A 26,925-nucleotide genomic window follows, 5' to 3' on the forward strand; every position below is an offset into this window, starting at 1 on the left:
ATGACTATGCGAATTGGCCACGGCTACGATGTGCACCGCTTTGGTAGTGGTGACTCAGTGGTGTTGGGCGGTGTAAGAGTTCCCCATCGGCAGGGCCTAGTGGCACACTCTGACGGCGATGTCTTACTTCACGCCATATGTGATGCCTTACTCGGCGCTATTGCGGCCGGGGATATTGGCCGTCACTTTCCCGATACCGACCCAGCCTTTGCCGGCGCCGATAGCCGGGAATTGCTGCGTGCAGTCATGGCCAAGGTGGAGCAGGCAGGTTGGCAGCTAGCTAACCTAGATGCCACTGTCATTGCTCAGGCGCCTAAGTTGGCTGGGCATATAGCGCGCATGCAACAGTACATTGCCCAAGATACCCACAGCACAGTAGAGCAGGTCAATGTGAAGGCGACCACCACTGAAAAGCTCGGCTTTGTCGGCCGTGAAGAGGGTATTGCGGCCCATGCCGTGGTCTTGCTGGTAGCGGCTAAATGATAGCTAGCCCGCGCCCAGTCGCAGGTCAGGCCCCGACAGTTCAAGCTCGTATACGTACGACCCCGGAAGATTTTATCGTGCGCGAGCAGCTCGGCTTTAGCCCAGACGGTCAGGGCGAGCACGTGTTTTTGCACTTAGAAAAGCGCGGCTTAAATACCGCTGATTTAGCTCAGCGAATTGCTGTGCTAAGCGCCACCCCACTGCGTGACATTGGTTTTAGTGGCATGAAGGATCGCCATGCGCTGACGCGGCAGTGGTTTAGCGTGGGCCTCGCTGGCCGCCCGGAGCCGGACTGGCAGGCTTTGTCTGAGCAGGGTGATGTGGCAGTACTAGAGGTCACCCGTCACCTGAAAAAACTGCGTCGCGGTGTGCACCGCGCCAATCGTTTTATTTTGACCTTGCGCGAGCTCCGTGGCGATTTGCAGTCCCTGATGCTCAGTTTAGAGCAAGTGCGAGCCCAAGGTGTGCCAAATTATTTTGGTGAGCAGCGCTTCGGTCACAGCGGGGCTACCTTATTGCAGGCCAGACAATGGCAAGTCCGAGGCGGGCGCCGGCTCAGTCGCAATAAACGCAGTTTGTATCTCTCAGCCCTGCGCGCCCATATCTTTAACACCCTGTTGGCGGCGCGTGTAACTGAGGGTAGCTGGGATCGTGTGCTGCCGGGCGATGTCTGTATGCTACAGGGCACGCGCAGCCAGTTTAGTTGTGAGCAACCCGATAGCGAGATCGAGCGTCGCGCCGCCGAGGGTGATATCCATCCAGCCTTGCCGATGTGGGGTAGGGGCAAGCTTATGCAGGGCGCTGAACGCTGTGCCGAGCAGGCCGATCTGCTGGCGGCAGAACAGGATATTTGCAGCTTTCTAGAGGCCCAAGGGCTGAGCTTGGATTATCGTCCGAGCCGCGTGCTAGCAGATGACTTTTGCTGGCACTTTTGTGATGATGGCAGCTTGCGGCTGGAGTTTAGCCTTAGCCCGGGGAGCTACGCCACCGCCGTGCTGGCACAGATTGTAGAATACAAACAAGGGAATATTGGGGGTGGTGAGGGCCGTGAGTAGTGTCGACCTGAAAGGCATTGGGATGACCTCTCAGCGCACGCGTGAACGATTGGTGCAGCGACTCGTCGAGCAGGGCATCCGCGATCAAGCGGTGTTAGAGGTGATGCGCACGACGCCGCGGCATTTGTTTTTGGATGAAGCCATGGCACACCGCGCTTACGAAGACACAGCGCTGCCAATTGGCTATCAGCAAACCCTGTCTCAGCCCTATATCGTCGCTCGCATGACGGAGCTTTTGCTTGAAGATGGCCCCTGTGAAAACGTCTTAGAAATTGGCGTTGGCTCTGGCTACCAGACTGCCGTACTAGCTCAGTTGGTCACTCAGGTATACGGCGTGGAGCGGATTAAGGCCTTGCTCGATCGCGCCCGTCCCCGTATGCGCCAGCTCAAACTGCGCAACGTGCAATTACGACACAGCGATGGGGCGCTTGGCTGGGCTGATAAAGGGCCCTTCGATGGCATCCTCAGTGCCGCTGCGCCAGAGCGTATTCCGCAAGAACTGCTGCAGCAGTTGGCACCGAATGGTCGCCTGGTGATACCTGTTGGCGGGCAGAGCCAGCACTTACAGGTTGTCAGGCGCAGCCCGGAAGGCTTCGTTACCAACATTATTGAGCCCGTCCGCTTTGTGCCGCTGCGGCCAGGGACGGTGCGCTAAGTGGCTAAGCAGGATCAATTGCTGACATATATTGGCGTGTTCTTGCGCGGTCTGCTGATGGGCGCGGCAGATATTGTACCGGGTGTGTCTGGCGGCACCATGGCTTTTATTACCGGCATTTATGACCGCCTATTGGCCGCTATTAAATCCTTTGATCTGGCTTTGCTGCGCCTGTTGCTGCGCGCTCGTTTTGCAGCGGCTTGGAAGCATGTGGATGCACTGTTCTTAGTTGCATTATTACTCGGCATCGCCACCAGTATGCTATCCCTCGCGCGGCTTGTGTCCTGGTTGCTTGAAAGCCATCCAGTGCCCCTGTGGGCCTTCTTTTTTGGTTTGATACTGGCCTCTGCCCTTGTGCTGCTCAAGCAGGTGGGGCAGTGGACAGCCCAGCGGATAGTGGCACTCTTGCTCGGTATTTCGGTGGCCTTGGCGATTGCCTTGTCGCCGGCCATTGGCCTAGGTGGCGGTATGACAAGTGTATTTTTTGCTGGCTTTATCGCTATATGTGCGATGATTTTACCCGGTATTTCAGGGAGCTTTATTCTGGTCTTGCTCGGCATGTACGCGCCAGTATTGATGGCGCTGCGGTCCTTAGATCTGCTCTTTATTCTGGTGTTTGCCACTGGTGCCGCCAGCGGTTTGATGTGCTTCTCCCGTTTGTTGCACTACTTGCTGGAAAAGTTTCACAGTGCCACGATGGCATTGCTAACGGGCTTTTTGTTCGGCTCTTTACTGGTGGTTTGGCCCTGGAAGAGGGTCGAGAGCTGGATAAGAGCGTCAGACGGTGAAATGAAGCCGGTTCAGCAATTTCCGGTAATGCCGGCAGAGTACCTGCAGATCAGCGGTGAAAATCCGCAGCTTCTGTTGTGTATTGCGGTGGCCTTGCTGGGGGCCTTGGCAGTGTGGTTGATTGACCGGCGCTGGGGTGAGTCACCTGCTCAGCAATCATAAGCGCTGCCGGCGTGATGAATATAGCAAGCGAGGCGTAAAGGAAGGGGGTTGTGTGCCAAGAGCGCTGTTCTGCAGCTTACTGCTGCTTTGCCTCGCTGGCTGTGGCGGCAATCCACCGGCGCCGGTTGAAGACCGCAATTATCCTGCTGACAGCTCGCGGCCGCTGGTTCTGCAGCGCGGTGGCAGCCTCGGTTCAGGGCAGTACGCGGTAAAACGCGGTGACACCTTGTACTCAATAGCTTGGCGGCATGGGCTCGATTTTCGCGCCTTGGCGGCGGCTAACAAAATACCTGCTCCCTATACCATTTATCCTGGGCAAATACTGCAGTTGCGTGAGGGGGCGCTCCCCTCATCTGGCAAAGTTGCCGCTAAAAAGCCTGTGGCAAAAGCGCAGCCTAAGCCGAGTACTACGACTCAGAAAACAGCGCCACCCCCTTCAACCGTGCCTGAGGAAAAGCCCCTTAAGCCCTCACCCGCGCGCACAGCGCTTCCTCCCCGCGCTCCAGTCAGCGCTTGGCGCTGGCCCTCAAGCGGTAAAGTCGTGCGAGGATTCTCAGCTTCTCTGCACAAGGGCATCGATATTGCGGGAACGCGTGGCGAGCCGGTAGAGGCAGTTGCCGATGGTGTGGTGGTTTATGCCGGTACCGGTATAGCCGGTTTTGGTGAGCTATTAATCGTCAAACACAACGACACTTACCTCAGTGCTTATGGCCACAATGAGCGTTTGCTGGTGCCTGAAGGCGCCACGGTTCGCGCTGGTCAGAAAATTGCTGAAAAAGGTAATACCGGCACCGACAGCGTGAAGCTACATTTTGAAATCCGTAAAGAGGGGCGGCCAGTCGACCCCCTGCGCTTGTTGCCAAAGCGTTAAATCGCCCCCAATCCAATTATTCAGTCCAGCCGGCATTAGCTGCCACTAATCTTCCTGCGGCCTCTTGATAAAGATATTGCTCCTGAGGTATTCTGTCAGACCGGCGGTAGAAAACTCTTATTACCCGTAGAATAATAACGAGGTACATCATGGAAGTGGACGCGCCAAAAAGAAGCCCGAGACGGATTTCGTCAAGGAGCAACACCCTTAGCCCCGCCAGCAAATCTGCTGCGAAGCCCCCACACTACAATCAAAAAATAGCCTCTCCTAAACCTCCGTCAAGCACTACAACTGATCAGGCAAGCGATTTAAGTGTAGACAATAGCTTTCAGCGAGCTAAACAACTATCACGCCGCTCTGAGAAATCCTTGGATGCAACGCAGTTGTATTTGAATGAAATTGGTTATTCGCCACTGCTCACGGCGGAGGAAGAGAAGTATTTTGCCCGGCTGGCTCGTCAGGGAGACGAGGCGAGTCGTCAGCGCATGATTGAAAGTAACTTGCGCCTTGTGGTGAAAATTTCTCGCCGCTATATCAACCGCGGGTTGACCCTACTCGACCTGATTGAAGAGGGCAATTTAGGTTTGATTCGCGCAGTGGAGAAGTTTGACCCTGAACGCGGTTTCCGTTTTTCGACTTACGCAACCTGGTGGATTAGGCAGACCATTGAGCGCGGGATTATGAACCAAACCCGTACCATTCGCCTGCCGATTCATGTGGTTAAAGAGCTCAATGTGTATTTGCGTGCGGCGCGAGAATTGACTCAAAAACTCGATCACGAACCCAGAGCTGAAGAAATTGCTGAGATGCTCGATAAGCCGCTGGAAGATGTGATTCGAGTATTGGGTCTAAACGAGCGGGTGACCTCGGTCGACTTGCCTGTCGGGCCAGATTCCGACAAAACAGTGGTTGATACCATTGCCGATACGCAGGTTTCAGATCCCTCCAAGTTACTCCAGGAAGAGGACATGCAAGACAGTGTGAGCCTTTGGCTGGAGGCGTTGCCGGATAAGCAGCGCGAAGTGGTGTCCCGTCGTTTTGGTTTGCGCGGCCATGAAAGCAGCACCTTAGAGCAGGTTGGCCAAGAGATCGGTTTAACGCGAGAGCGTGTGCGTCAAATACAAGTTGAGGCCCTGCGCCGCTTGCGCTCTATGATAGAAACCGAGGGCTTGAGCAGCGAATCCTTGTTCAACTAGCAGTCTTTAGGCTTGGCTTAATATTCTGCGGGCATAAAAAAACCTGCTTTCGGCAGGTTTTTTTATGATCGAGTAGCAGCGATTAACGCTCGAGTAACTCAAGTTTGTTGGGCTTGTTTGCCCACTCTTCAGCGTCTGCAGGTGGCTCTTTCATCTCGGTGATGTTCGGCCACACTTCAGCGAGCTCGGCGTTCAGTTCCAGAAAGACCTGCTGATCTTCCGGTAGCTCATCTTCCGAGTAAATGGCATCCACTGGGCATTCCGGCTCACACAGTGCACAATCGATGCATTCGTCGGGATGAATTACCAGAAAGTTGGGGCCTTCGTAGAAACAATCTACGGGACATACTTCCACACAATCAGTGTGCTTACACTTGATACACTGTTCACCAACAACAAAAGTCATGCTGTAACCGCCTTCTGGGCCCAAGTTGAAAGGGCGCGTAGTGTACCCCCTGAGCCAGCAAATTTGAAGTCCCTTTAATTGAGCAATGCCTTTAAGCGGTAGAGTGTATCGAGTGCCGCCCGAGGGCTTAAGTCGTCAATATCCAGCGCTTCCAGCTCAATGACTGCCGGGTGTGGCTCGGCAGAGCCAAACAGCTCTGCCTGAGCCGGGGGCGCAGAGGCAAGGCTGGCGTTGGCTGCCGCGCGGCCAGTTTCAAGCTCTTCCAGCTTGTGCTGGGCAGCTTGCAGCACGGCATCTGGGATGCCGGCCAGCTTGGCTACTTGCAAACCGTAACTGCGGTTGGCCGGGCCCTCTTGAATGTTATGCAGGAAGACCACGTGATCTTGGTGCTCTGTGGCGCCCAGATGAACGTTAGCCATTGTTTGACACTGCTCTGGCAGGGCGGTGAGCTCAAAATAGTGAGTTGAAAACAAGGTAAAGGCCCGCACTGAGCGGGCCAGGGCGACTGCGGCCGCCCAAGCCAAGCTCAGTCCATCAAAGGTGCTGGTGCCGCGACCTACCTCATCCATGAGTACCAAACTGCGCGGCGTGGCGTTGTGCAAAATATTGGCCGTTTCGGTCATCTCCACCATAAAAGTGGAGCGGCCACTGGCTAAATCATCAGAGGAGCCAATGCGGGTAAAAATGCGGTCAATAGGGGCTAGTCGTGCCGCTTGGGCAGGGACAAAGCTGCCAATGTGAGCCAGTAGAGCGATCACCGCATTCTGGCGCATATAGGTCGATTTACCGCCCATATTGGGACCGGTAATCAGCAGCATGCGCCGCTGATCGTTGAGCAGGGTGTCATTGGCAATAAAGGGCTCTTCTAGCACTTGCTCAACCACTAAGTGGCGCCCCTGGCTAACTTCAAAGAGCTGCTCTTGGCAGAACTGTGGCCGGCACATGCGCAGGCTGTCAGCGCGCTCGGCTAAATTCGCCAAGACATCAATTTCGGCTACAGCGGCAGCGCTATCTTGCAGGCTGGCGAGCTCTTTATTCAGCGTCTCTATTAAAGCCTCATAGAGTGCTTTTTCTCTTGCTAAGGCGCGGCTTTTACTCGATAGCGCCTTGTCCTCAAAGGTTTTTAGCTCTGGCGTAATAAAACGCTCGGCATTTTTAAGGGTTTGGCGCCGGACATAGCTGTCGGGGGCGCGGTCGGACTGGGCGCGACTGATTTCGATGTAATAGCCGTGCACCCGGTTGTAGCCGACTTTGAGTGTGGAGATGCCAGTAGCTTGGCGCTCTCGTTGTTCTATTTCCAGCAGGTAGTTGCCGGCGTTGCTACTGATCTGGCGCAGCTCATCTAATTCGGCATCATAGCCCTCAGCGATAACGCCGCCATCGCGAATCACCACTGGCGGATTTTCGACAATGGCCCTTTGCAGCAACTCCACCAGCGCCGGGTATTCAGCACATTGTTGTGACAGCGCCTCTAGGCGCGCGGCGGCTTGCGTTTGGTCCAGCTCACTGCGCAGCTGGGGAAGTGCTGCTAAAGAGGCGCAGAGTCTGGATAAATCCCGTGGTCGGGCCGAGCGCAAGGCCACTCGGGATAGAATACGCTCCATATCACCGACCGGTTTCAGTGCCTTGCGCAAGGACTCATAACGATAGTTGTCGCAGAGCGCGGCAATGGCCTGCTGTCGCCCTTCAAGTATTGTGATGTCGGTTAGCGGGCGGTGTAGCCAGCGCCGCAGCAGGCGACTACCCATGGCGGTCACGCAGCGATCCATCACCGAAAGTAGGGTGTTGCTATCGCCACCGGCCAAGTTGATGTCAATTTCTAGGTTGCGCCGGGTGGCGGCATCGAGGATCACGCTGTCGGCGCGGTTTTCGTGGCTGATACTGCGGATATGGGGCAGGCTGCTGCGCTGAGTATCTTTAACGTACTGCAGTAGGCAGCCGGCGGCGCCGATGGCTAGCGGCAGAGCATCGCAGCCAAAACCCTTTAAATCATGGGTTTGAAACTGCGTGTTCAGCGCCCGACGTGCGCTTTCTAAATCAAACTCCCATTCAGGCTGCGCCCGTGCGCCGCGTCGCTCAGTCACCACCGGTAGCGACAGTGTTTCACAGTGTAGTGTTTCGGCCGGGTTGAGGCGCTGTAATTCGCCGGCAAGGGCCTCTTCGCCCTGCAGCTCCATGGCGCGGAAGCGACCGCTGGCTAGGTCCAGATAAGCCAAGCCGTAGTGTTCCCCTTGGCTGTTAATGGCCAGCAGCAGATTCTCTACCCGGTCTTCCAGCAGTGCCTCATCACTCAAGGTGCCAGGCGTAACCACCCGCACCACCTTGCGCTCCACCGGGCCCTTACTGGTCGCCGGATCGCCGGTTTGTTCACAGATCGCCACCGAGATACCGGCGCGCACCAAGCGTGCCAGATAAGCTTCCGCAGCGTGATAGGGCACCCCAGCCATCGGGATTGGCTGGCCACTGGACTTACCCCGAGCGGTCAGAGTGATATCGAGAATCTCCGCCGCGCGCTTGGCGTCATCATTGAACAACTCGTAAAAATCCCCCATACGGTAGAACAGCAAGTCGTTGGGGTGCTCGGCTTTAATGCGCAGGTATTGGCGCATCATGGGGGTGTGTTGCTGCTCTGTGGATTTAGGGCTGTCGTTTTTCAAGATAGGGTCTACTACTAATTACGTGGAATGGAACTCGCCGCACACAGTACCAGTTTCGGGCACTAGACAGTAGTTCCAGCTGCTTCAAATCTCTTGCCTGTTTGTTAGCATCAGCCTTTTATGGCCGCGGTATAAGCCATAACTGGCCGCCAAACTCAGCGCCGCAAAACTGAGCAGGACGGGCACAAAGCCGAATATATCCGCAAGGGCGCCCATGCCAAAGCTGCCCAGTGCCGGCGCGGCCATGGTGGCGACGGCCCAGAGGCTCAACACGCGGCCGCGGAACTCATCACTTACCTGCAACTGGGCCAGTGCCTGACAGCCGGTGCCGGCCATGGTGGTGGCCATAGCCAGTAGCAAAACAATGGCCCCCACGCTCCAAATGCCACTGGCCCAGTATATGGGGGCTAGGACAAGGGAGCTGGCGGCGAGGCTAATTAGCACCATGTGCAGCAGGGCTTGATCATCACTGCGATAACGAGTCAGCAGTAGGCCGCCGCAGATTGAGCCGGCGCCAGCGGCGGCGGTCAAGGTGGCTAGCGTGGTGGCATTGCCCTCGAGCAGTCGCCCGGAAACTGCCGGCAGCAACTCGATCACGGTGCGCCCGAGGATGCCGTTGACCAAGGTAAACAACAGGATCAAGCGAATCAGTGGACTGCGCCTAGCGAAACGCAGGCCTTCGCCTAACTGTTCAAGCACTGAGCTGCGCGTGGCTTGCTGGGCGCCGCGAATACCTCGCACCCGCAGCAGTGCGGTGAAGGCGCCCGCAAAGAGTAAGGAGGAGGCCAGAAACGCGCTGGCGGCACTGGCGCTGCTGAGTAATGCACCGGCTGCGGCGGGCCCCAAAATGCGCGACAGATTGAACATGATGGCCGAGAGACCAATGGTTCCGGGTAGGGCGTCACGGCTGACTAAGCGGGGAATGAGGGCCAGGCGCAGGGGTTGATGAGCGGCGCTGATGCTGCCTAGTAATAGGGTCATGCTCAACAGCCAAGTCAGAGAAAACCAGCCGTAGTGCATGACCAGGCCGGCGACAGCGGCCAGCACCGCTTGAGAAGAGAGTGTCACTAATAAACCGTTGCGCGGACTTACTCGGTCTGAGACCACGCCAAACAGCGGCGATAGCACAAAGCTGGGCAACAGCATCAAGGCGCTGGCAATGCCGACCCAAAGCGCTGCATGGCTTAAGTCCCAAGCGATCCAGCCGAGTAGGAAGCGAGTGATCCAAGTGCCCATGGTGGACAGCGATGAGGCTAAAAAATAGCGACGGAACAGGGGTTCGGCCAGTGCTGAAAGGCTTTTGCTAGGATGGTTTTTGGTGGCTGTAGCTGGCATTCGACAGGGTGTTTTCAGTGGCTAGTCACTCTAGCGTCTACACTGTTAGCTGGCAATGCAGAGACTTGTATTTTAAGCCTTTAGCACCCATATATTAGCTATCAAATAGAGGCTGTGCTCGTTGTTGAAAGTGATTGCAGCTGCAAGGCGCTGCCCCCTTGAGGGGCGACTACAAGGATGAGTGGAAAGTACTATGGAGTTTAAAGATTACTACAAGATACTTGGCGTGGAGCCGAGTGCGGAAAAGGCTGATATTAAAAAAGCCTACCGCAAGCTGGCGCGCAAATATCACCCCGATCTCAATCCGGGCGATGATGCAGAGGCCAAATTTAAGGAAGTTGCTGAGGCATGGGAGGTGTTGGGGAATGACCAGCGCCGCGCAGAGTTTGATGAATTGCGTCGCTATGGTGGCAGACCTGGCGGGGGCTTTGAGCCGCCACCTAACTGGCGCTCTCATGCCAGAGCTGGATCTGGCGCAGAGGCGCAGTTTAGTGGCGACTTCTCTGACTTCTTTAGCTCAATATTTGGTGATGGTTTTGCCCCTGGGGCGGGCCAAACCGGCGGCGGCCTGCGTGGGCAGGATGTCGAGATAGAGATGCCCATTTTCCTCGAAGAAACCATCGAAGATACCCGCAAGCCGCTGGAATATGACTTACCCGTGATTGAAAATGGCCGGCGTACGACTCGGCGTAAATCGCTCAAGGTCACCATTCCGGCGGGGGTTGCTGAAGGCGAGCGTATTCGCTTAAAGGGCCAGGGTGGCGCGGGGCAAGGCGGCGCGCCCGACGGCGATTTGTATTTACATATACGCTTAGTGCCTCATCCCCAGTTTGATGTGGAGGGCTCTGATCTATTGCTCACTGTACCGCTAGCCCCTTGGGAGGCAGCATTAGGTGCTAAAGTGACGGTGCCGACCCTGGAGGGCAAGATTTCTCTAACAGTGGCGCCGGGCAGCCAGTCGGGTACTAAACTGCGTGTGAGGGGCAAGGGTTTGCGCAACAAACAGGGGCGCGGTGATTTATTTGCGGTGCTCAAAGTGGTAATGCCTACTACGAATAACGACAAGACCCGAGATTTGTGGCGGCAGTTGAGCGAAGAGGCAGCCTTTGAGCCACGGGCTGCATGGGAGGCGAAAGCATGACCAGCAGTATTTTGCACATTAGCGTACGTGAGCTTTGCGAGCATGAAGGTATTTCAGAGCAGCAGGTAACGACCATTGTCGAGTATGGGATCGCGCGGCCACTGCGTGGGCGCAATGCGCGGGACTGGGAGTTTGATACAGCCAGCGCTGGCTGGATGCAAAAGGCCCTGCGTTTACGCAGAGACCTGGAGTTAGATTGGGTGGCGACAGCAATGCTGATCGATCTCTTGCAACAGCGCGATCAATTACACCGGGACAATCGCAACTTAAGACAGCAATTACAGCGCTTTTTGTTAGAAGACTAAGCTGCAAAAGGGCTTCGCTGACTTTATGCTTCTGCGCCACTTTACTCGACGGCCTGTTTTCGCTCAGTATTAGCCGCGAAGCTCTTGAGGGCGGCTGAGTGTGTCAATTTTAGACATTTTTTAAAAGCGGCCAAAATTCATCGATTTTTGAGCTTGCAATTCAGACTCAAAGCACTGAGTATATATACAGTAGTTGGCGGCGCTGGCTAGATGCCTGAAGTCGCCAATCCCAGATTAAGCCGAACTGTCCCGCTATCCTAGATTGACTGCGGTGAGGGTTCAGCACAGCCCCACGGAGAAAGTGATTATGGATGCCAATAAGCAGAAAGCCCTCGATGCAGCCCTGAGCCAAATTGAGCGACAGTTCGGTAAAGGAACTGTGATGCGCATGGGTGATAGCGAGCGCGTCGCCATTCCCGCTATTTCCACCGGCTCATTGGGCTTAGATATTGCCTTGGGTATTGGCGGCCTGCCTAAAGGCCGTATCTGTGAAATTTACGGCCCTGAGTCCTCGGGTAAAACCACGCTGACTCTGCAGGTCATCGCCGAGGCGCAAAAAGCAGGCGGCACAGCGGCTTTCATCGATGCCGAGCATGCGCTGGATCCAATCTACGCTGAAAAACTGGGCGTAAATGTCGATGACATGCTTCTGTCACAGCCTGATACCGGTGAGCAGGCACTGGAAGTGGCAGAGATGCTGGTGCGCTCTGGGGCAGTGGATGTACTGGTGGTCGACTCCGTGGCGGCATTGACACCGAAGGCGGAAATTGAAGGTGAAATGGGTGATTCCCACGTCGGTTTGCAAGCTCGCCTGCTCAGCCAAGCCATGCGCAAGCTCACTGGCGCCATCAAGCAATCGAACTGTCTGGTGATTTTCATTAACCAGATCCGGATGAAAATTGGCGTCATGTTTGGCAACCCGGAAACCACTACAGGTGGTAACGCGCTTAAGTTCTACTCTTCTGTGCGCCTAGATATTCGCCGCATCGGTGCGGTGAAGGATGGCGACGAAGTGATCGGCAACGAAACTCGCGTCAAGGTGGTTAAGAACAAGGTGTCACCACCCTTTAAACAGGCTGAGTTCCAGATTATGTACGGCCAGGGCATCTTCCACTTGGGCGAGGTAGTAGATTGGGGGGTGAAGTTGAATCTAATTGATAAGTCCGGTGCTTGGTACGCTTACAAGGGCGATAAAATTGGTCAGGGTAAAGCTAATGCTGCTAAGTACCTGAAAGAAAACCCCCAGATTGCCGAGGAAATCGAAGCACAGATTCGGCACCAGACCATGGGCACAGCATTACCGGAGGATGCGGTAGCGGAGGCCGAAGCAGTCGAAAAAGCTGCCGCCAAGTAATCTCAAATAAAAGTGGCTGTCGCGGGGCTTAAGCCTTCGGCAGCCTTCAGCGCGATTGTTCAATTTGTCTACATGCTAAACACTCTCTCTAGCACTTCCCCTTGCGGCGCCGGGTCCACTGAGCCCACTCTCGCTCCCGGCGCCGTTTTTTATAAGCCTTCTTTGATACTCATAGCACATCAAGCTGCTCCATGGATTGCTCTTATTCAGAAAGGCTGTTGTCGTGCCTAAGTCGCGCAGCCAAGATGCTACAGAGGGCCGTGGGCAAGCTAATCTTAGTGCCGACAAGCCGGCCGATATCCGCTACGCGGCTATGAACTTGCTAGCTCGCCGGGAGCATTCCCGCCAGGAGTTGCGCGAAAAATTAGGGCGACGTTTTAGCGACCAACTGTTGATTGACAGTGAGTTACAGCGTTTAAGTGATGAAAACCTACAGAGTGATAGCCGCTTTGCCGAGAGTTTCGTTAGGCAGCGTGCTCTGCGTGGCTACGGCCCACTGCGACTGCGACAGGAAATGCGCCATAAAGGTCTGTCCGATGAGCAGCTAGCTCAGGCGCTAGAAGCGCTAGACATTAACTGGTATGAACTGGCCTTTGAGGTTTACCAGAAGAAATATGGCAGGAACGCCGCGCCTGATATCAAGGAAAAATCTAAGCGTCTGCGTTTTATGCAGTACCGCGGCTTTGCCATGGAGCATTTAGAAAGCCTCTTCGATTAAGCCTGACTAAGAATGCCTTGCAAATTTCTCTCAGGGGGCTGGGTAGAGTAAAGCTGCAAGCGTTATAATCCGACTTTGGAAAACCCTACACTTTATTCCAAAGGAGAGAATCTATGTCCCTACTAGCTGATCGACGCAAGCGGCGCATACCCTGGCATTTGTGGTTGGTTGGCGCGCTGTCGCTAGTTTGGAATAGCATTGGCGCCTTTGATTACCTAATGACAAGTACCCGCAATGAGCAGTACATGGGGCGTTTTAGTGCTGAGCTGCTTGACTACTTCTACGCGATGCCAGTTTGGGCAATTGCCTGCTGGGCCATCGCTGTTTGGTCAGGCGTATTGGGCTCTATCTTCCTGTTATTACGTAAGCGCCTTGCGGTATGGGCCTTATTTCTCTCTTTCTTGACCGCGATTGCAACAACGGTCTATGGCTTTATGTTTGCCGATCGACCGGAGGTGATGAATGAGCCCTTATCACTGCTGCTTTCAGCCATGATTGTGGTACTGGCTTTTGTGTTCTTTTTCTATGCCGGCATCATGAACAGTCGCAATATTCTGCGCTGAGCTGATGACTGAGCATCATTGCAGGCTTTGGGGAGCACTATGGCAAGCTCTTTAAAGCGCTGCTTTAAAGGCATCTTGATTGCGCTGCTAGTACTGCTATTGGCTGCTGCGGCGCTGGTCTACTATGTTGGGGCTTGGCATATTTTGTTTCCCTCTAGCCAGCACGATGTGAAGGCGCCGACTTTGCCTGTCGCTTTGGAGTCTCCGGCTATTCTGCTGTTCAGTAAAACCAACCAGTTTCGTCATAAAGAGGGCATTGTGGCGGGGCGGGCACGTCTAGCTCAGATTGCGCAAGAGCGCGGCTGGGCAGTGTTCAGTACTGAAAATGGTGCAGTATTTAACCCAGATGACCTGCAGCGTTTTGCAGCAGTAGTGTTTCTCAATGCCACCGGCGATATGCTCAGTACAGAGCAACAGCTGGCCTTTCAGCGCTGGTTAGAGCAGGGCGGTGGCTGGCTGGGGATTCATGCTGCAGGGGATGGCTCCCATAAGGCTTGGCCTTGGTATATGGAGAATTTGATCGGCGCCAAGTTCACTGCACATATCATGGGGCCACAATTTCAAACTGCTCGGGTGCTGGTCGAGGATGAGCAACATCCGCTCATGCTGGGCCTGCCGAGCGAGTGGGAGCATGAAGAGGAATGGTATTCCTGGGAGAGCAGCCCCAGAGTGAATGGCTTTCATGTCTTGGCCACAGTGGATGAAGATAGCTACAGCCCCGTGGTCAAACTATTCAATAAAGAGCGCAGCCTGCGGATGGATGACCACCCAGTGATTTGGTCAAATTGTGTTGGCAAGGGTCGCAGCATTTACTCTGCGCTGGGGCACAGCGCAGAGTCCTTTGATCAAAGCGAACATCGCAAGCTGCTAGAGAACGCACTAGCCTGGACTTTAGGCTTGAGCGATAGCCATTGTCCGTCGCTGCTCAATTAGTCTTTAATCAGCACCGGCGCCGAATGGGCGGCGTTGCCCGCGACATATGACATCGGTGACTTGCTCAGTATCCATGTACTCGCGTAAGCGGCGCAGCTTGCCCTGATCAAACTCAAATAAGAAGTGGTACTGGTTTTCGTAGTCTTGACCGGAAATGTGTTCGCCGGCGCTAGTCGCTTCGACCGCAACCTTTTCACCTTCCGCAATCATGCCGTGCACCGTAAAACGCAGCCCCTTGGGGAAAATATCGTAGATGCTGGTCAACGCCTTGGTGAGTTCGGGGCCCTTAAATTCACCGGAAATCAGTGTGTTCCCCATAGTCTCGACTGCACCGTCTTCGGCGTAGACCGAAACGACCTCGTCGACTTTGCCCGCATTGAGGTCGGCAAAAAACTGCTTCACGATTGCTTTATAGTCTGTTTTATTACTCATCGCTTATAGTGCCTCGGTCATGTTCTGCGTTGGTGTTGATTCTCTCGCATGATAGACGGATGAGATTTGACTGCCACACTGAGGAGTTCAGCATACTGAGCCGAATGACTAGATCTGCGGTTTTTTAGTTTTATTGCCGGCAGAGGGCTTATCAATTGAACTAAGTCGATGAGCTGATCTGCATCTTAGGGAGTGAAGGTGCTTACTAGGTGACTGGCTCGGCAAGGTGCGCGTGAATGACATTGAGGAATTCAGCGCCGTATTTATCGAGCTTGCGCTCTCCGATACCACTGATTTGGGCCATTTCAGCCAAGTTTTGGGGTAGGAATTGGCACATTTCTTTCAAACTTCGATCATGCAAGATGATGTAAGGGGGAATCCCTTGTTCTTCGGCGAGCTCTCGGCGGCACTCGCGCAGGGCCTCCCAAAGCGCGACATCGATATCATCGGGCAGCGCTTGTTTGGTTTGTTTACGAGCGGGGGCCTGTACTGGGTCGCGGCGTAGATCGAGCGATTCTTCCCCGCGTAGCAGAGGACGGCACTTATCTTGTAGACGCAGCGCGTTATAGCGCTCCATATCAACGCTTAGATAGCCCCTAGCGACAAGTTGCCGAAATACTGAGCGCCATTGATTGGCGTCTAGTTTCTTGCCGATACCGTAAGTGCTGAGCTGGTCGTGCCCAAGCTGCGTTATGCGTTCGTTTTCGACGCCGCGGAGCACATCAATTAAGTGGTTAACACCAAAGCGCTGGCCGCTGCGATAAGCAGTGCTGAGGGCCATCTGAGCTGCCTCGGTACCGTCCCAAGTTGCTACCGGGTTCAGGCAGCTGTCGCAGTTGCCACAGTTTTGCGTCAAGCTGTCACCAAAGTAATGTAGCAGTGCCTGACGGCGGCAACTGGTGATTTCGCAGAGCCCGAGCATGGCATTGAGGCGCTGTTGTTCCGCGCGCTTGTGTTCTTCACTGCCCTGAGAGTTGTCCATCATTTGCCGTAGCTTGATCACGTCTTGCAAGCCGTAGATCATCCAGGCATTAGCCGGCTGGCCATCACGGCCGGCGCGGCCAGTTTCCTGATAGTAAGACTCCACCGTCTTAGGTAGGTCTAGGTGTGCCACAAAGCGCACATCGGGTTTATCGATACCCATCCCGAAGGCTATCGTGGCAACCATGATGATGCCTTCTTCGCGCAGAAAGCGAGACTGGTGGGTGGCTCGAAGTTTTGCATCCAGGCCTGCGTGATAAGGCAGCGCGTTAAAACCTTGGGTATTTAGCCAGGCGGCGATGTCCTCGGTTTTTTTGCGCGATAGACAATAGATAATGCCTGCGTCTTTGGGGTGTTCGTTCTTTAAAAAGCGCAAGAGTTGCTGCCGCGGGTTGTGCTTTAGAGCAATACGGTAGCAAATATTGGGTCGATCAAAGCCTGCAATAAACTGTTTAGCGTCTGCTAAATCCAGCCTTTGGATGATTTCCTGTCGAGTGCGGGCATCGGCGGTCGCGGTGAGTGCAATGCGTGGGATCTGTGGAAAACGCTGATGCAAAATAGACAGTTGTAGATAATCAGCTCTAAAGTCGTGACCCCACTGGGAGACGCAGTGTGCCTCATCAATAGCGAATAAGGCAATTTTGCTTTGTTCTAAGAGCGTCAGTGTGCGCTCTTGTATTAGGCGCTCCGGGGCGACGTAGAGCAGGTCTAGCTCACCCGTCAGCAGTGCTCGTTCTACCCGGTAGGCTTCATCTGCCGGCAGAGTGGAGTTGAGGTAGCTGGCGCGAACCCCCAGCTGTTGTAAGGCATCGACCTGGTCTTGCATTAGGGCGATTAAAGGGGATACCACGATGCCACAGCCCTCGCGAACTAGCGCGGGCACCTGGTAACACAATGATTTTCCGCCACCGGTTGGCATCAACACGAGAGTATCGTGGCCAGCGATCAGCCCCTCGATGATCTCCTCTTGTTGCAGGCGAAAATCGCTGTAGCCAAATACGGTTTGTAGGGTGTCGAGAGCGGGGGAGAGCTGGGTAGTCATGGCGGGCAGTATACCGGAGCTGAGAGCTCAGGGCGCCCGCCATAAACATTCATTTATCTCCCCAAGAGGAAAAGCTGATATTAGCTGGCGTATAAAGCCGCAATAATTTCATTGCGCAGTTGTCTGGGGTCGATCACGCGGTCGAAGGCCATCGCATCGGCGGGTATCCAAGCTCCGGCCTGCAGGCTTTCCATTTGCTGGGCTTCGGCCTGATCCGCACCGCTAGCAGCAGCTCCCCCTAAAGCCGGTACGCCGCCTAAGCTAACGCAGGGCAGTGCTAGGCTAGCCACCTGGTGATCAAAGGGGTTCATGCCCATCACCGAACTGCCAAAGCCGAAGGCTTTACGCAGAGTGACCACGACCTTTTTACTGCGACAGGCCCGCTGCGCACGAAACATCCGGCCGGCTGCTTTTAGTACCCCGGCTTTCTCTGATGCTGGCCCAGGCATGACGCCGGGGTTGTCGACTAGGCTAACCAGCGGCAAGCCAAAGGCAGCGGCCACTTCCAAAAAGTGGCTCGCTTTGTCGGCAGCCTCGGTAGTGATGGCTCCCGCTTGGACTGCCGGTTGGTTGGCCAAGATCAGGCAGGGCATACCGCCAATGCGCGCTAAAGCCGTGATGATATTGCTGCCATAGAGCGGCTGGAGCTCCAATAGGCTGCCACTATCCACGGTGCGCTCTAGTACCGCATGCATGTTGTAACTCAACTGCGGTGCAGGCGGTATAATATCCAGTAAATCATCGATCTCGCGCGCTGCAGCTTCACTGGCATTGGCGTCAATGGGCAGTGGGTCACCGGCGCGTTTTGGTAAGTAGCTGAGAAAGCGCCGTGCCAAGCTGAGGCAGTCTTCGTCGCTGTCAGCCATATTATGTCCCACGCCACTAGTGGCGCAGTGCATGCTTGCGCTGCCAAGCTGCTCAGGGCTGAGTTCTTGCCCCAGAGCCGCAGCTACTAAGGGGGGGCCGGCACTGAACATACTGGCATTGCGCGACATAATAATCAGGTCGGCGAACATACCGGTCAGTGCACCGTGACCCGCAGAGCTGCCCATCACGACTGTGACGACTGGTACCTGGCCTTTTAAGTCGGCCACTAACTGCAGGTCTCCAGGCGCGTGTGGATAGCGTTCAGACTGGTTGCTAGCGCGCTCACCAGCGCCGTCTAACAGGAGGACTAAGGGTAATTTTTGTTCGAGTGCTAAACGCACCATGCGGGCGCGTTTCGCGGCGTTGGGGTGACCGATGGAGCCACCTTTTACGGTAAAATCCTCGGCTAAAATAACAGCGCTTGCACCGTCGATTCGACCGATCCCCGCAACGAGTGCATCAGCTGGTACGCTGGCAGCGCCAGCTGGGTGACAGCCACCGGCTAAGGCGCCGTATTCAGTAAAACTGTCGGGGTCACAAAGCTGCTCGATACGCTCCCTTGCGGTTAGGCGTTGACGCTGATGCTGTCGCGCAATACGTTCTTCACCGCCCATGCTTTGAGCGCTGGTCTGACGCTCATGAAGTTGGCCCAGTAGGGCTTGCCACGCTGTTCGATTGTCTACCACTGATAGTGCCTGCTATCTCTCTAGTTATTGATAGCAGGACGTTACGGTAAGTTATGCCGGAGGACAACGCCAGCAGCGTGGCAGGGGTCTAGTATATTGTGAGCTGTGAGGGTTTATGTCAGCTCGGCTGCTACTTGTGCCCTGTTTTGGGCTGGAGCCTCTAAGCCAAAGGCCTGCCAGTCGGGCTCAGACATCAGCTCTACGAAGTGTGAAAAATTCCAGGGCCAGCTGGCGGGAATACCGTTTTTATCCAAGTACCAACTTACGCAGCCCCCTTTAAACCACACGGTTTCTTTTGCTGCGGCTACGCGTTTTGACTCGTAGCTATTCATCACTTCATGGCTCGGAGCGATCTCCCTGCAATCGCCGCTGCGTAAACGCGCCAGAAGTTGCTCAATGTAGTGCCATTGATGCTCGGCAATATCGATTAGAGAGAAGTTGCCAATTGGGCCGCAGGGGCCGTTGAGCATAAATAAGTTGGGGAAGTCTGGCATGGAGATGGCGAGATAGGCCTTGGGGTGGTCCTGCCAAAAGTCCTCGAGGTCGGCGCCGTTGCGACCAGTAATAGTCATTGGTCGCATAAAGCAGTCGGCGTGGAAGCCGGTGGCGAAAACGATGACATCTAGCTCGTGCAGTTGACCATCGCGAGTGCGTATCCCCTGGGGCTCAATCCGCTCAATGCCATCAGTCAGCAACTCGGAGTTAGGGTGCTGAATGGCTTGATAGTAGTCCGGCGAAAAGATTAGGCGCTTACATAGCGGAGTGTGATCGGGGCGCAGGCGCTCGCGCAACTCTGGATCCTTCACGCTCTGCTCGAGATTGTTCAAGCAGGCCTCGGCCAGTTGCTTGGCGCCCTCAGACTCCTGATCGGTAATAGCTTGGGTATATTGTTCCACCGAGGCCTTGTAAAGCTCGGTCTGCATGGCTTCTTCGAGTGCCGCAGGGTCTTGGAAGGCAGCGCGCTCTTGTTCAGAGAAATAGCCGTTTTCGACCGGCATAATCCACTGCGCCGTGCGTTGAAAATGCTTTAATTTGGCCACTTTCCCAGCCAGTGCAGAGACAATTTGCACGCCGGTTGAGCCATTGCCGATGATCCCGATGCGCTTGCCTTCCAGTGCCACTGAATGATCCCAGCGGGCACTGTGGAAAATGTCCCCAGTGAAGCTATCAGCGCCTTCAATCTTGGGGTAACTGGGCTTGTGCAGCACGCCAGTGGCTGCAATCAGGACATCGGCGATATCACTGTGGCCACTGTCGAAGTCTAGGTACCAGCGGCCATCTTTGAACTTAGCGGCGGTGGCTTCTTGCTTAAACTGGATGATCTCATTGACAGCGTATTTGGCTGCAGTGCGCTCAAAGTACTGCTGGATTTCAGCGCCGGGAGGCAGGTGCCGTGTCCAGTCTGGGTTGCGTTCAAATGAGTAAGTGTAGTGGTGGGAGGGCACATCACAGGTCAGACCCGGATAGGTGTTTTCACGCCAGGTGCCGCCCACCCGATCGGCCTTTTCGTAGATGGCGATATTGCGATAGCCCTGCTTCATTAAGTTAATGCCAGCTAGGATGCCGGCCATGCCTGCACCGAGAACGACCACGCGTAAATCACGCTCAGTAGTGGTATCTGTCATTTCGACTTGCTCCAAAGGTAAAAGTAATAGCCTCAGCTTAGCGCTTGCCTAGTAAACAAGGCATAACTTAAGTGATCAACTATAACTACATAAGTGCTCAGCAATTGCTATGCTATTAGTTCCTTTATCCTAGGAGATCAGAATGACGCAGCCTGCGCTTCAGACAGAGCTGTTGGCCTCATTTGAGCCACTGCTTGGGCTACTTCGTGATGAGTTAGTGGCGGCTGATATCGCGCCACCAGCTGGGCCACCACAGAATTTAGCAGCCTTCACTCGCTGGTACCTCGATGCAGTTCAGTTACTCGAGCAGCAAGTGACTCGCGACGAAGGTGAAGCATCGATGGCTAGGGATGCGGTTGAGATGATGTGTCGCAGCGCCCTAACTGCCCCGGACTTGGCTTCGGCGATTGATATATGCTGCCGCTTTAGCGCCATGCTTTATCCTCGTGCCGGTCAATTGAGCTTGTTGATTAAGGGCGATACAGCGCTGCTGCAACTTGACTCTCTGCGCCTGCGAACAACTACCGCAAGTAGCTTGGTGGACATTACCGGTTTGTTTGCTTATCGGCAGTTATTACAGTGGCTGTCAGGGCGGGAGCTGCCCCTGCAGCAGGTGTTTATCGGCCCGATTGTGAGAGAGAACGTACTGCCATTTCTCAAGTTGTTTCGGGCACCTGTATTGTCCGGTGGCGAGCACTATGCATTGGTTTTTGATCGCAGGGCTATGAGCTGGCCCTGTGTGCGCAGTGGCAGTGAATTCCCCGCATTTTTTCAGGGCTTTCCCTGCGCGGTCTTTGGCCTGCACAGCGGGGATTTGAGCGAGCAGGTAAGCGCTTTGCTGAGCGCCGCTTTGGAGCGTGGCCGTGGCTTGCCCACGCAAGCTGAGATCGCCGCTACTTTAGAGATACCGCTATCCACCCTGCGCCGCCGCTTGCGTGAACGCGGCAGCAGTTTTCGCCTGCTGCGTGAGCAGTGTTTGAAGGAGGCTGCCACTAAGCTCTTACAGCGCCGGGAGTTGAGCGTCGGGCAGGTTGCTAGTCACTTGGGCTTTAGTGATAGCGCTGCCTTTCGGCGCGCCTTTCACCAGTGGTTTGCCTGCGCACCGCTGAAGTGGCGGCAAGCTCAGCAGTTAGCAGAGTAATGACATTCTCTTGGCTGCCAGAGTTGGGGTTTATTTCACAAAACAGGCCATCCTTGGGGGAGTCGGTACTTTTCCACTAATTAGGCATTGACGAAGCTGTTGATGCCTTTATACTGAACAGGCTTGAAAGTTTTGATCTATTTATGCATTCCCGAACGAAGTCTCGCTGTTAGTACCTCGCCTGCTATTCATAAGTAACTGCAATACTCTCCAAGCTAAACCCGCCTTTGACAGGGCAATCATTATTTTTGAAATATCAGGAAGTTATTATGTCTACCAGCACCGGCACCGTTAAGTGGTTTAACGAAACTAAAGGCTTCGGCTTTATTGAGCAAGAATCAGGTCCAGACGTTTTTGCCCACTTCAGCGCCATCAGCGGCTCTGGCTTTAAAACTCTGGTCGAAGGCCAGAAAGTTGAGTTCACTGTAACTCAAGGCCAAAAAGGTCCTCAGGCAGAAAACATCGTAGTCGTATAATTCGACACCGTTTTCTCCTCGAGCAAAAGCCGGCGATATTTATCGCCGGCTTTTCTTTTTCCCCAGCCGGCTGCTCTAGCCCATTGGGCGCCAGTCAGGCATCTCTTACACATTTCTATTTAGCGTTTCGCACGCTGATCTTTTCCTAACAGGAGCCTCCTATGTCCTTGCTTATTGGCGATAATGCCGTTGTTAGCCTTCACTACAAACTGTCCGATGCCCAGGGCAACGAAATTGAAAATTCCGCTGGTGCCGAGCCGTTGAAATACCTTCATGGCGCCGGTAATCTCATTATCGGTTTGGAAAACGCTTTAGTTGGCAAGGCCAGCGGTGCTCAAGTGAGTGTTGCCGTGCCGGCTGAAGAAGCCTATGGCGAAATACAAGCTGAGCTTATTCAACAAGTTGAGCGCAGCATGTTTCAAGGTATCGATACCATTGAGCCGGGTATGGCTTTTCAATCTGAAGCACCCGACGGCAGCGTACAGCGCATTGTGGTCAGGGATGTTGAAGGTGACACTGTCACAATTGATGCCAATCACCCTTTAGCAGGCGAGACCCTGCATTTTGATGTAGAAGTGCTTGAAGTTCGCAACGCCACAGAAGAAGAAATTGCTCACGGCCACGCGCACTAACAAGCTGAGCTTGGCCCCGTCGGTCTAGGAAACTCATCGAGGACTGAAGAATGCGTAAAGTGACCACTGAAGTGTTAGCTGATGGCCTGACCTTTCCGGAGGGCCCTCGCTGGCGAGATGGCAAGCTTTGGTTCTCAGATTTCTATACTTACGGGGTCTACAGCCTGAGCTTAGAGGGCGTGTTAGAGCGTCAGCTTGAGGTAGTCAATCGTCCATCTGGGCTCGGTTGGACGCCTGATGGTAAGTTACTCGTGGTTTCCATGATGGATCGCAAATTGCTGCAGTGGGATGGTGATACGCTCACTGAGTTGGCTGATTTATCAGGTCTTGCCGCAGGGCACTGCAATGATATGTTGGTCTGCCCCGATGGCACGGCTTTCGTAGGGCACTTTGGCTACGACCTGTTTGGCGGAGAAGCGTTTAGAGAAGCTTCCCTGATTCGGGTGCGTCCTGGTGCCGAGCCTGAACTAGCCGCTGATGCCATGGCCTTTCCCAATGGCGCTGTGCTTTGCGACCAAGGGCGCACTTTAGTGGTGGCAGAGACCTTCACTAAGCAGTTGACCGCCTTTAATTTAGGGGCAGATGCGAGCTTGTCTGAGCGCCGAGTGTGGGCTGATTTAGGGGGCCGCCTTCCGGACGGTATCTGCCTCGACGCAGAGGGTGGGATTTGGGTTGCCGCACCGGGCACTGGTCTTATTCGGGTAGAAGGGGGTGGCAAGATAAGCCACGAGCTCAGTTTAAGCCAAGACTGCTATGCCTGTGCGATAAGCGATGACGGCAACTCACTCTTAGTCTGTACCTCGGCTCATACCGCAGCAGCCGATTGTGAGAAATATAGAAGCGGTCGCATCGAGCGGGTCGACCTTAAAGCTCTGTAAATCGGCCCACTCGTAAAGCGCATCTCAGCGCCGCCTCAAGAGCGTGCCGGCGCCCCGGGAACGGCTGCGGGTTTGCCATCGGCTTCAATAAATTCCCTCAGCACCTGTTGTACATAGGCGCAGTCATCTTCTGTCATAGTGGGGTGGCAGGGCAGCATCACACCGTTCTCCATAATCTGATCGCAGTTGCCAAGGCCGGCTTCGTGTACCCGGTATTCCCTCCCTTGCAGCATCGGGTGACGAGTGATGTTGCCGGAGAAAATCACCCGGGAAAATACCCCGCTGTCTTCTAAATGCATCTGCAGGCGTTTGCGACTCCAGCCAGTGCTAGGATGGATCTGTATGGGGAAACACAGCCAGGTTGTCTCGGTCTCTGGCAACAGCCGCGGGACGATGAACTGCTCAGGGTAGTCGGCGAAAAATTCATAGTAGCGCTGAAAGCGGTCGTTGCGTTTTTGCCACAGCTCATCAATGCGCTCCATTTGGGCAATACCAAAAGCTGCGCCAGCTTCATTGGGAATAAAGCCGTAAGCAAGGTCTTCAAAGATAAACAGAGAATCGTAATCCACGCCGTCAAGCTGCTCTAAAAAGCGACCATCGCTCTCGGCTACTTTGCTGCCAAACATGTATTTTTCTGAGGAGCGGCCCCAAGCGCGCAAACTCAATGCCCGATCGAGGTAGGCCTCATCGTCAAAGAACACCATACCGCCATTACCTAAGGCGGTGATAATGTGAAATATCGAGAAGCTAGTAATAGAAATGTCTGCGCGTGTTGCCGTTTTGCGCCCGCGTAGTGTGCCGCCTAAAGTGTCCGCGGAGTCGTGGATCACTAATAGATCATGCCGATCGGCGATCTCGCGCACTTTATCCCAATCACAAATGCCACCGATTAAATCGGGGATTAGAATGGCCCGAGTATCTTCGCCAATGGCTTGTTCTATTCGATCCACTTGTATTTGGTAATCATCAAGTCCCACGTCAATGAACACTGGGCGATAACCCGCTTGATAGATGCTAGCGACGTCAGTAGAAAAGGTCAGCGCAGGAGTAATAACTTCGCTGCCGCTGGGGAGGTTGGCAAGACGCATGGCAATTAACAGCGCCGAAGACCCGGAGTTAACCATCACCCCGTGGCGTTTGCCCATAAACTGGGCGACGATTTGTTCAAACTCGCAAACTTTTTTACCCGGCACCATGCCCATTGGGTCGGCTAATACCGCATTCACTGCATCAATTTCTTCTTGACCATAGGCGGCGCCACCGTAGCGCACAACGCGCGGGCTGAGTGTTTTGTTCTTCATTGCTTGGCTTATCCTTATAAGTAATGGTGCTTTGTGAGCTTAGCTAAAAAATAGAAGCATGTAGCTCAGTGCTTTGACATAGCTTCACTGGCGACAGTGAAACAATCTAAGCGGCAGTTCAACAAATCGGTCTGGCGTATTGACCTCAGTTGGCTGCAGTTCTACTGTCCTAAGGATAAGCTAGAGAGTAGGGTGGTTTAGTCAGGGCTGCAGTGTCGCAGAGTGGCGCTGGCGGATATTAAGGGTCTGCTTGCACTTCGCCAACCTGATACACAACCACTTCTTAGCCTTTGCTCCATCTCCCGGCAGTGGTTATTAGCTTATGCGATATTGATAGAGTGCTTAGCTCGGCGGGAGCTTGTCGCTGCCGAGTGCTTCCGCGTATCCTTTGCGGCCCTACTAGAGTTTGGTATGAGAATGCATAATGATTGACCAGCTGTTGATTTCAGGCCTGTTTCTGATTTTGTTGGGCAGTTTGATCTTCAGCGATTGGTCCGCTACGAATATTTTCGTGGGCGTTATGTTGGTAGCTTATTTCCTCGGTTTAGTTAGCACTAACGATGTGCTGTCCAAAGCCACCAACAATGGTCTGGTTACCTTGGTACTGTTGTTGCTGGTGTCAGTCGGGCTAGAGAAGTTATCCTGGCTAAATCGCCTGTCTGGCAAGCTGATCACGCCCGGCTTTACCGCTAGCCTGCTTCGCTTAGGGGCTGTGACAGCCCTGTTTTCGGCTTTTGTGAACAATACGGCAGTGGTGGCAACCCTTGCCCAAACCGTGCGTAATAACCGCCATCACCCGGCCTCTCGTCTACTCATTCCCTTGTCTTACGCGGCGATTTTAGGGGGCACTATGACCCTGATCGGCACCTCTACTAACTTGATCGTCAGTAGTTTTTTGGAAGACGCGACAGGGCAGGGCTTAGCATTTTTTGATTTTCTTATCGTCGGCGGCAGTGCCACCGTGCTTGGATTGCTGGTCATGCTTGGCGCTTCGCGGCTCTTGCCCACTGACAGTGCCGAGAAGGTCGATGTCAATGAGTACGTGATCGAAGCCGAGGTCGGGGCGGAGTCCTCCCTGGTCGGTCGCACGATTGCTGAGAACCGCTTGCGCGATCTAGAGGCGCTGTTCTTAGTAGAAATTGTGCGTGATGAGCACATGATCTCGCCAGTCGCGCCGAGCGAATATATCGAGGCTGGTGACAAGCTGATTTTCTCTGGCGACATCACACAGGTCAGTGCCCTCGATGCCTTTGATGGCCTGCATCTGTTTGCGGTGGATGAAGGCTTGTTGCGAGAAAACATGATGGAAGTCATTGTCATGCCCAGTGCGACTATTGAGGGCAAGACTATTAAAGACAGTGGCTTCCGCTCTTTGTTTGATGCGGCAGTGGTTGGCATGAGCCGCGGTGGTAAGCGTTTATCGGGCAAGCTGGGGAACATTACCATCCAAGCCGGTGATAAATTGATGCTAGCCACGGGGCCCGACTTTCACGACCGCAATAACCTCGGCAAAAACTTCGTGGTGATCGATGATACGGTCAACGGAGCAAGCACTACGCCGCTACAGAACTGGTTTGTCAGTATTACCTTGCTGGCAGTAGTGGTGCTGGCCTCGATAGAGCAGCTGCCTCTCATCACGGGCCTGGCCTTTCTTTTGGTCTGCATGCTTGGCCTGAAGCTAATCCGTGCCTCAGAGCTGCGCCGCCGCTTTCCTTTTGAGATTTGGTTGATTATCGCCTCTGCCTTGACCCTCTCTCAGGCTTTAACCAACTCCGGACTGGTCGCAATAGTGGCTGACGGCCTGCACCATCATTTAGCGGTATTAGGGCCCTATGCGGCCCTGGCAGGTATTTATTTGGGAACTTTGCTGCTGACAGAGTTGATGACCAATAATGCCGCTGCCGCACTGAGCTTTCCCATCGCTTTTGGGCTGGCGGAGAGCTTTGGTTTGAGTCACATGCCTTTTGTGATGGCAGTTGCCTACGGTGCTAGTGCTAGCTTCTTGACGCCCTATGGTTACACCACCAACCTTATGGTGCAGAACTTGGGAGGCTATGCGCTGCGAGATTATGTGCGCAGTGGTCTTCCCTTGTCGATCACTTACTCACTGGTGGTATTGACCATGCTGCCTTGGGTCTTTCCTTTCTGAGAGCGTCTCATTAGACGCACTGCGCCTAGCGGGAGTATTTAATAGCTGGCCTAAAACACCAAGCCCAGCGCGGTGGCTGGGCTTGGCTTGGA

The 26,925-nt window shown here is 54.3% G+C and carries 25 protein-coding genes; 17 read left to right on the forward strand and 8 right to left on the reverse strand.

Annotated features, from left to right (window positions below):
• Positions 1-6 precede the first annotated feature (6 nt).
• The 6 genes from ispF (at position 7) to rpoS (ending at position 5,211) form a co-directional block, all read left to right on the forward strand.
• A complete protein-coding gene (gene ispF, locus H2508_RS02025; protein ID WP_182170650.1) occupies positions 7-483 on the forward strand; it encodes a 2-C-methyl-D-erythritol 2,4-cyclodiphosphate synthase in 477 nt (158 codons plus the stop codon).
• A complete protein-coding gene (gene truD, locus H2508_RS02030; RefSeq protein WP_182168737.1) occupies positions 480-1,538 on the forward strand; it encodes a tRNA pseudouridine(13) synthase TruD in 1,059 nt (352 codons plus the stop codon). The genes ispF and truD overlap by 4 nt, the downstream gene beginning before the upstream one ends.
• The gene (locus tag H2508_RS02035) at positions 1,531-2,193 is read left to right on the forward strand and encodes a protein-L-isoaspartate(D-aspartate) O-methyltransferase (RefSeq protein ID WP_328799285.1); all 663 of its coding nucleotides are present in this window, start codon (positions 1,531-1,533) and stop codon (positions 2,191-2,193) included. Before truD ends, H2508_RS02035 begins: the two co-directional genes overlap by 8 nt.
• Complete coding sequence (locus H2508_RS02040) at positions 2,194-3,144, forward strand: DUF368 domain-containing protein (RefSeq protein WP_328799286.1); 951 nt, start codon at positions 2,194-2,196, stop codon at positions 3,142-3,144. It abuts the gene before it with no gap.
• Between the two features lie 52 nt (positions 3,145-3,196).
• The gene (locus H2508_RS02045) at positions 3,197-4,015 is read left to right on the forward strand and encodes a peptidoglycan DD-metalloendopeptidase family protein (RefSeq protein WP_328799287.1); all 819 of its coding nucleotides are present in this window, start codon (positions 3,197-3,199) and stop codon (positions 4,013-4,015) included.
• A 149-nt stretch (positions 4,016-4,164) separates the two neighbouring features.
• Positions 4,165-5,211 carry an RNA polymerase sigma factor RpoS gene (gene rpoS, locus H2508_RS02050; RefSeq protein ID WP_220463554.1) on the forward strand — a complete coding sequence of 349 codons (1,047 nt, stop codon included), beginning with the start codon at positions 4,165-4,167 and terminating at the stop codon, positions 5,209-5,211.
• An 82-nt stretch (positions 5,212-5,293) separates the two neighbouring features.
• On the opposite strand, the gene fdxA is transcribed toward rpoS, so the two are convergent.
• From fdxA to H2508_RS02065, 3 genes are all read right to left on the reverse strand, one after another.
• Positions 5,294-5,617 carry a ferredoxin FdxA gene (fdxA, locus tag H2508_RS02055; protein WP_182168738.1) on the reverse strand — a complete coding sequence of 108 codons (324 nt, stop codon included), beginning with the start codon at positions 5,615-5,617 and terminating at the stop codon, positions 5,294-5,296.
• A 74-nt stretch (positions 5,618-5,691) separates the two neighbouring features.
• Complete coding sequence (mutS, locus tag H2508_RS02060; RefSeq protein WP_182170667.1) at positions 5,692-8,229, reverse strand: DNA mismatch repair protein MutS; 2,538 nt, start codon at positions 8,227-8,229, stop codon at positions 5,692-5,694.
• 129 nt (positions 8,230-8,358) lie between these two features.
• Positions 8,359-9,609 carry an MFS transporter gene (locus H2508_RS02065; RefSeq protein ID WP_182168739.1) on the reverse strand — a complete coding sequence of 417 codons (1,251 nt, stop codon included), beginning with the start codon at positions 9,607-9,609 and terminating at the stop codon, positions 8,359-8,361.
• A gap of 193 nt (positions 9,610-9,802) precedes the next feature.
• Here H2508_RS02065 and H2508_RS02070 point away from each other — a divergent pair, with 193 nt between their 5' ends.
• The 6 genes from H2508_RS02070 to H2508_RS02095 all read left to right on the forward strand — a co-directional run bounded on the left by H2508_RS02070 (position 9,803) and on the right by H2508_RS02095 (position 14,623).
• Positions 9,803-10,750, forward strand: coding sequence for a DnaJ C-terminal domain-containing protein (locus H2508_RS02070; RefSeq protein ID WP_182168740.1), 948 nt, complete (start codon positions 9,803-9,805; stop codon positions 10,748-10,750).
• On the forward strand, positions 10,747-11,055 hold the full coding sequence (locus H2508_RS02075) for a chaperone modulator CbpM (protein ID WP_182168741.1): 309 nt from the start codon (positions 10,747-10,749) through the stop codon (positions 11,053-11,055). The genes H2508_RS02070 and H2508_RS02075 overlap by 4 nt, the downstream gene beginning before the upstream one ends.
• A gap of 307 nt (positions 11,056-11,362) precedes the next feature.
• Positions 11,363-12,409, forward strand: a complete 1,047-nt coding sequence (gene recA / locus H2508_RS02080) for a recombinase RecA (protein ID WP_182168742.1) — start codon at positions 11,363-11,365, stop codon at positions 12,407-12,409.
• Between the two features lie 223 nt (positions 12,410-12,632).
• Positions 12,633-13,127: a regulatory protein RecX gene (locus tag H2508_RS02085; RefSeq protein WP_328799288.1), complete on the forward strand. Its 495-nt coding sequence runs from the start codon at positions 12,633-12,635 to the stop codon at positions 13,125-13,127.
• Positions 13,128-13,240: 113 nt separating this feature from the next.
• Entirely contained in the window at positions 13,241-13,690 is a 450-nt protein-coding gene (locus H2508_RS02090) for a hypothetical protein (RefSeq protein WP_182168743.1), read from the forward strand.
• 39 nt (positions 13,691-13,729) lie between these two features.
• On the forward strand, positions 13,730-14,623 hold the full coding sequence (locus tag H2508_RS02095) for a ThuA domain-containing protein (protein ID WP_182168744.1): 894 nt from the start codon (positions 13,730-13,732) through the stop codon (positions 14,621-14,623).
• A gap of 3 nt (positions 14,624-14,626) precedes the next feature.
• Here H2508_RS02095 and H2508_RS02100 read toward each other — a convergent pair whose 3' ends face one another.
• From H2508_RS02100 to H2508_RS02115, 4 genes are all read right to left on the reverse strand, one after another.
• Positions 14,627-15,055 (reverse strand): nuclear transport factor 2 family protein, encoded by a 429-nt coding sequence (locus H2508_RS02100; RefSeq protein ID WP_182168745.1) that lies wholly within the window; start codon positions 15,053-15,055, stop codon positions 14,627-14,629.
• A gap of 205 nt (positions 15,056-15,260) precedes the next feature.
• The gene (gene recQ, locus H2508_RS02105; RefSeq protein ID WP_182168746.1) at positions 15,261-17,078 is read right to left on the reverse strand and encodes a DNA helicase RecQ; all 1,818 of its coding nucleotides are present in this window, start codon (positions 17,076-17,078) and stop codon (positions 15,261-15,263) included.
• Positions 17,079-17,158: 80 nt separating this feature from the next.
• A complete protein-coding gene (locus tag H2508_RS02110) occupies positions 17,159-18,631 on the reverse strand; it encodes an acyl-CoA carboxylase subunit beta (RefSeq protein ID WP_182168747.1) in 1,473 nt (490 codons plus the stop codon).
• 113 nt (positions 18,632-18,744) lie between these two features.
• Positions 18,745-20,256: a flavin-containing monooxygenase gene (locus H2508_RS02115; protein WP_182168748.1), complete on the reverse strand. Its 1,512-nt coding sequence runs from the start codon at positions 20,254-20,256 to the stop codon at positions 18,745-18,747.
• 142 nt (positions 20,257-20,398) lie between these two features.
• Here H2508_RS02115 and H2508_RS02120 point away from each other — a divergent pair, with 142 nt between their 5' ends.
• From H2508_RS02120 to H2508_RS02135, 4 genes are all read left to right on the forward strand, one after another.
• Positions 20,399-21,397 carry a helix-turn-helix transcriptional regulator gene (locus H2508_RS02120; RefSeq protein ID WP_182168749.1) on the forward strand — a complete coding sequence of 333 codons (999 nt, stop codon included), beginning with the start codon at positions 20,399-20,401 and terminating at the stop codon, positions 21,395-21,397.
• A gap of 269 nt (positions 21,398-21,666) precedes the next feature.
• Positions 21,667-21,873, forward strand: coding sequence for a cold-shock protein (locus tag H2508_RS02125; RefSeq protein ID WP_182168750.1), 207 nt, complete (start codon positions 21,667-21,669; stop codon positions 21,871-21,873).
• Between the two features lie 161 nt (positions 21,874-22,034).
• Complete coding sequence (locus H2508_RS02130) at positions 22,035-22,505, forward strand: FKBP-type peptidyl-prolyl cis-trans isomerase (RefSeq protein WP_220463555.1); 471 nt, start codon at positions 22,035-22,037, stop codon at positions 22,503-22,505.
• A gap of 50 nt (positions 22,506-22,555) precedes the next feature.
• A complete protein-coding gene (locus tag H2508_RS02135) occupies positions 22,556-23,383 on the forward strand; it encodes an SMP-30/gluconolactonase/LRE family protein (RefSeq protein ID WP_182168751.1) in 828 nt (275 codons plus the stop codon).
• Positions 23,384-23,418: 35 nt separating this feature from the next.
• On the opposite strand, the gene H2508_RS02140 is transcribed toward H2508_RS02135, so the two are convergent.
• The gene (locus tag H2508_RS02140) at positions 23,419-24,684 is read right to left on the reverse strand and encodes a DegT/DnrJ/EryC1/StrS family aminotransferase (RefSeq protein ID WP_182168752.1); all 1,266 of its coding nucleotides are present in this window, start codon (positions 24,682-24,684) and stop codon (positions 23,419-23,421) included.
• Between the two features lie 424 nt (positions 24,685-25,108).
• Here H2508_RS02140 and H2508_RS02145 point away from each other — a divergent pair, with 424 nt between their 5' ends.
• The gene (locus tag H2508_RS02145; protein WP_182168753.1) at positions 25,109-26,833 is read left to right on the forward strand and encodes an SLC13 family permease; all 1,725 of its coding nucleotides are present in this window, start codon (positions 25,109-25,111) and stop codon (positions 26,831-26,833) included.
• Positions 26,834-26,925: the final 92 nt, after the last annotated feature.

The sequence above is a fragment of the Sediminihaliea albiluteola genome, from assembly GCF_014077625.1.
GTDB classification, from domain to species: Bacteria; Pseudomonadota; Gammaproteobacteria; order Pseudomonadales; family Halieaceae; genus Sediminihaliea; species Sediminihaliea albiluteola.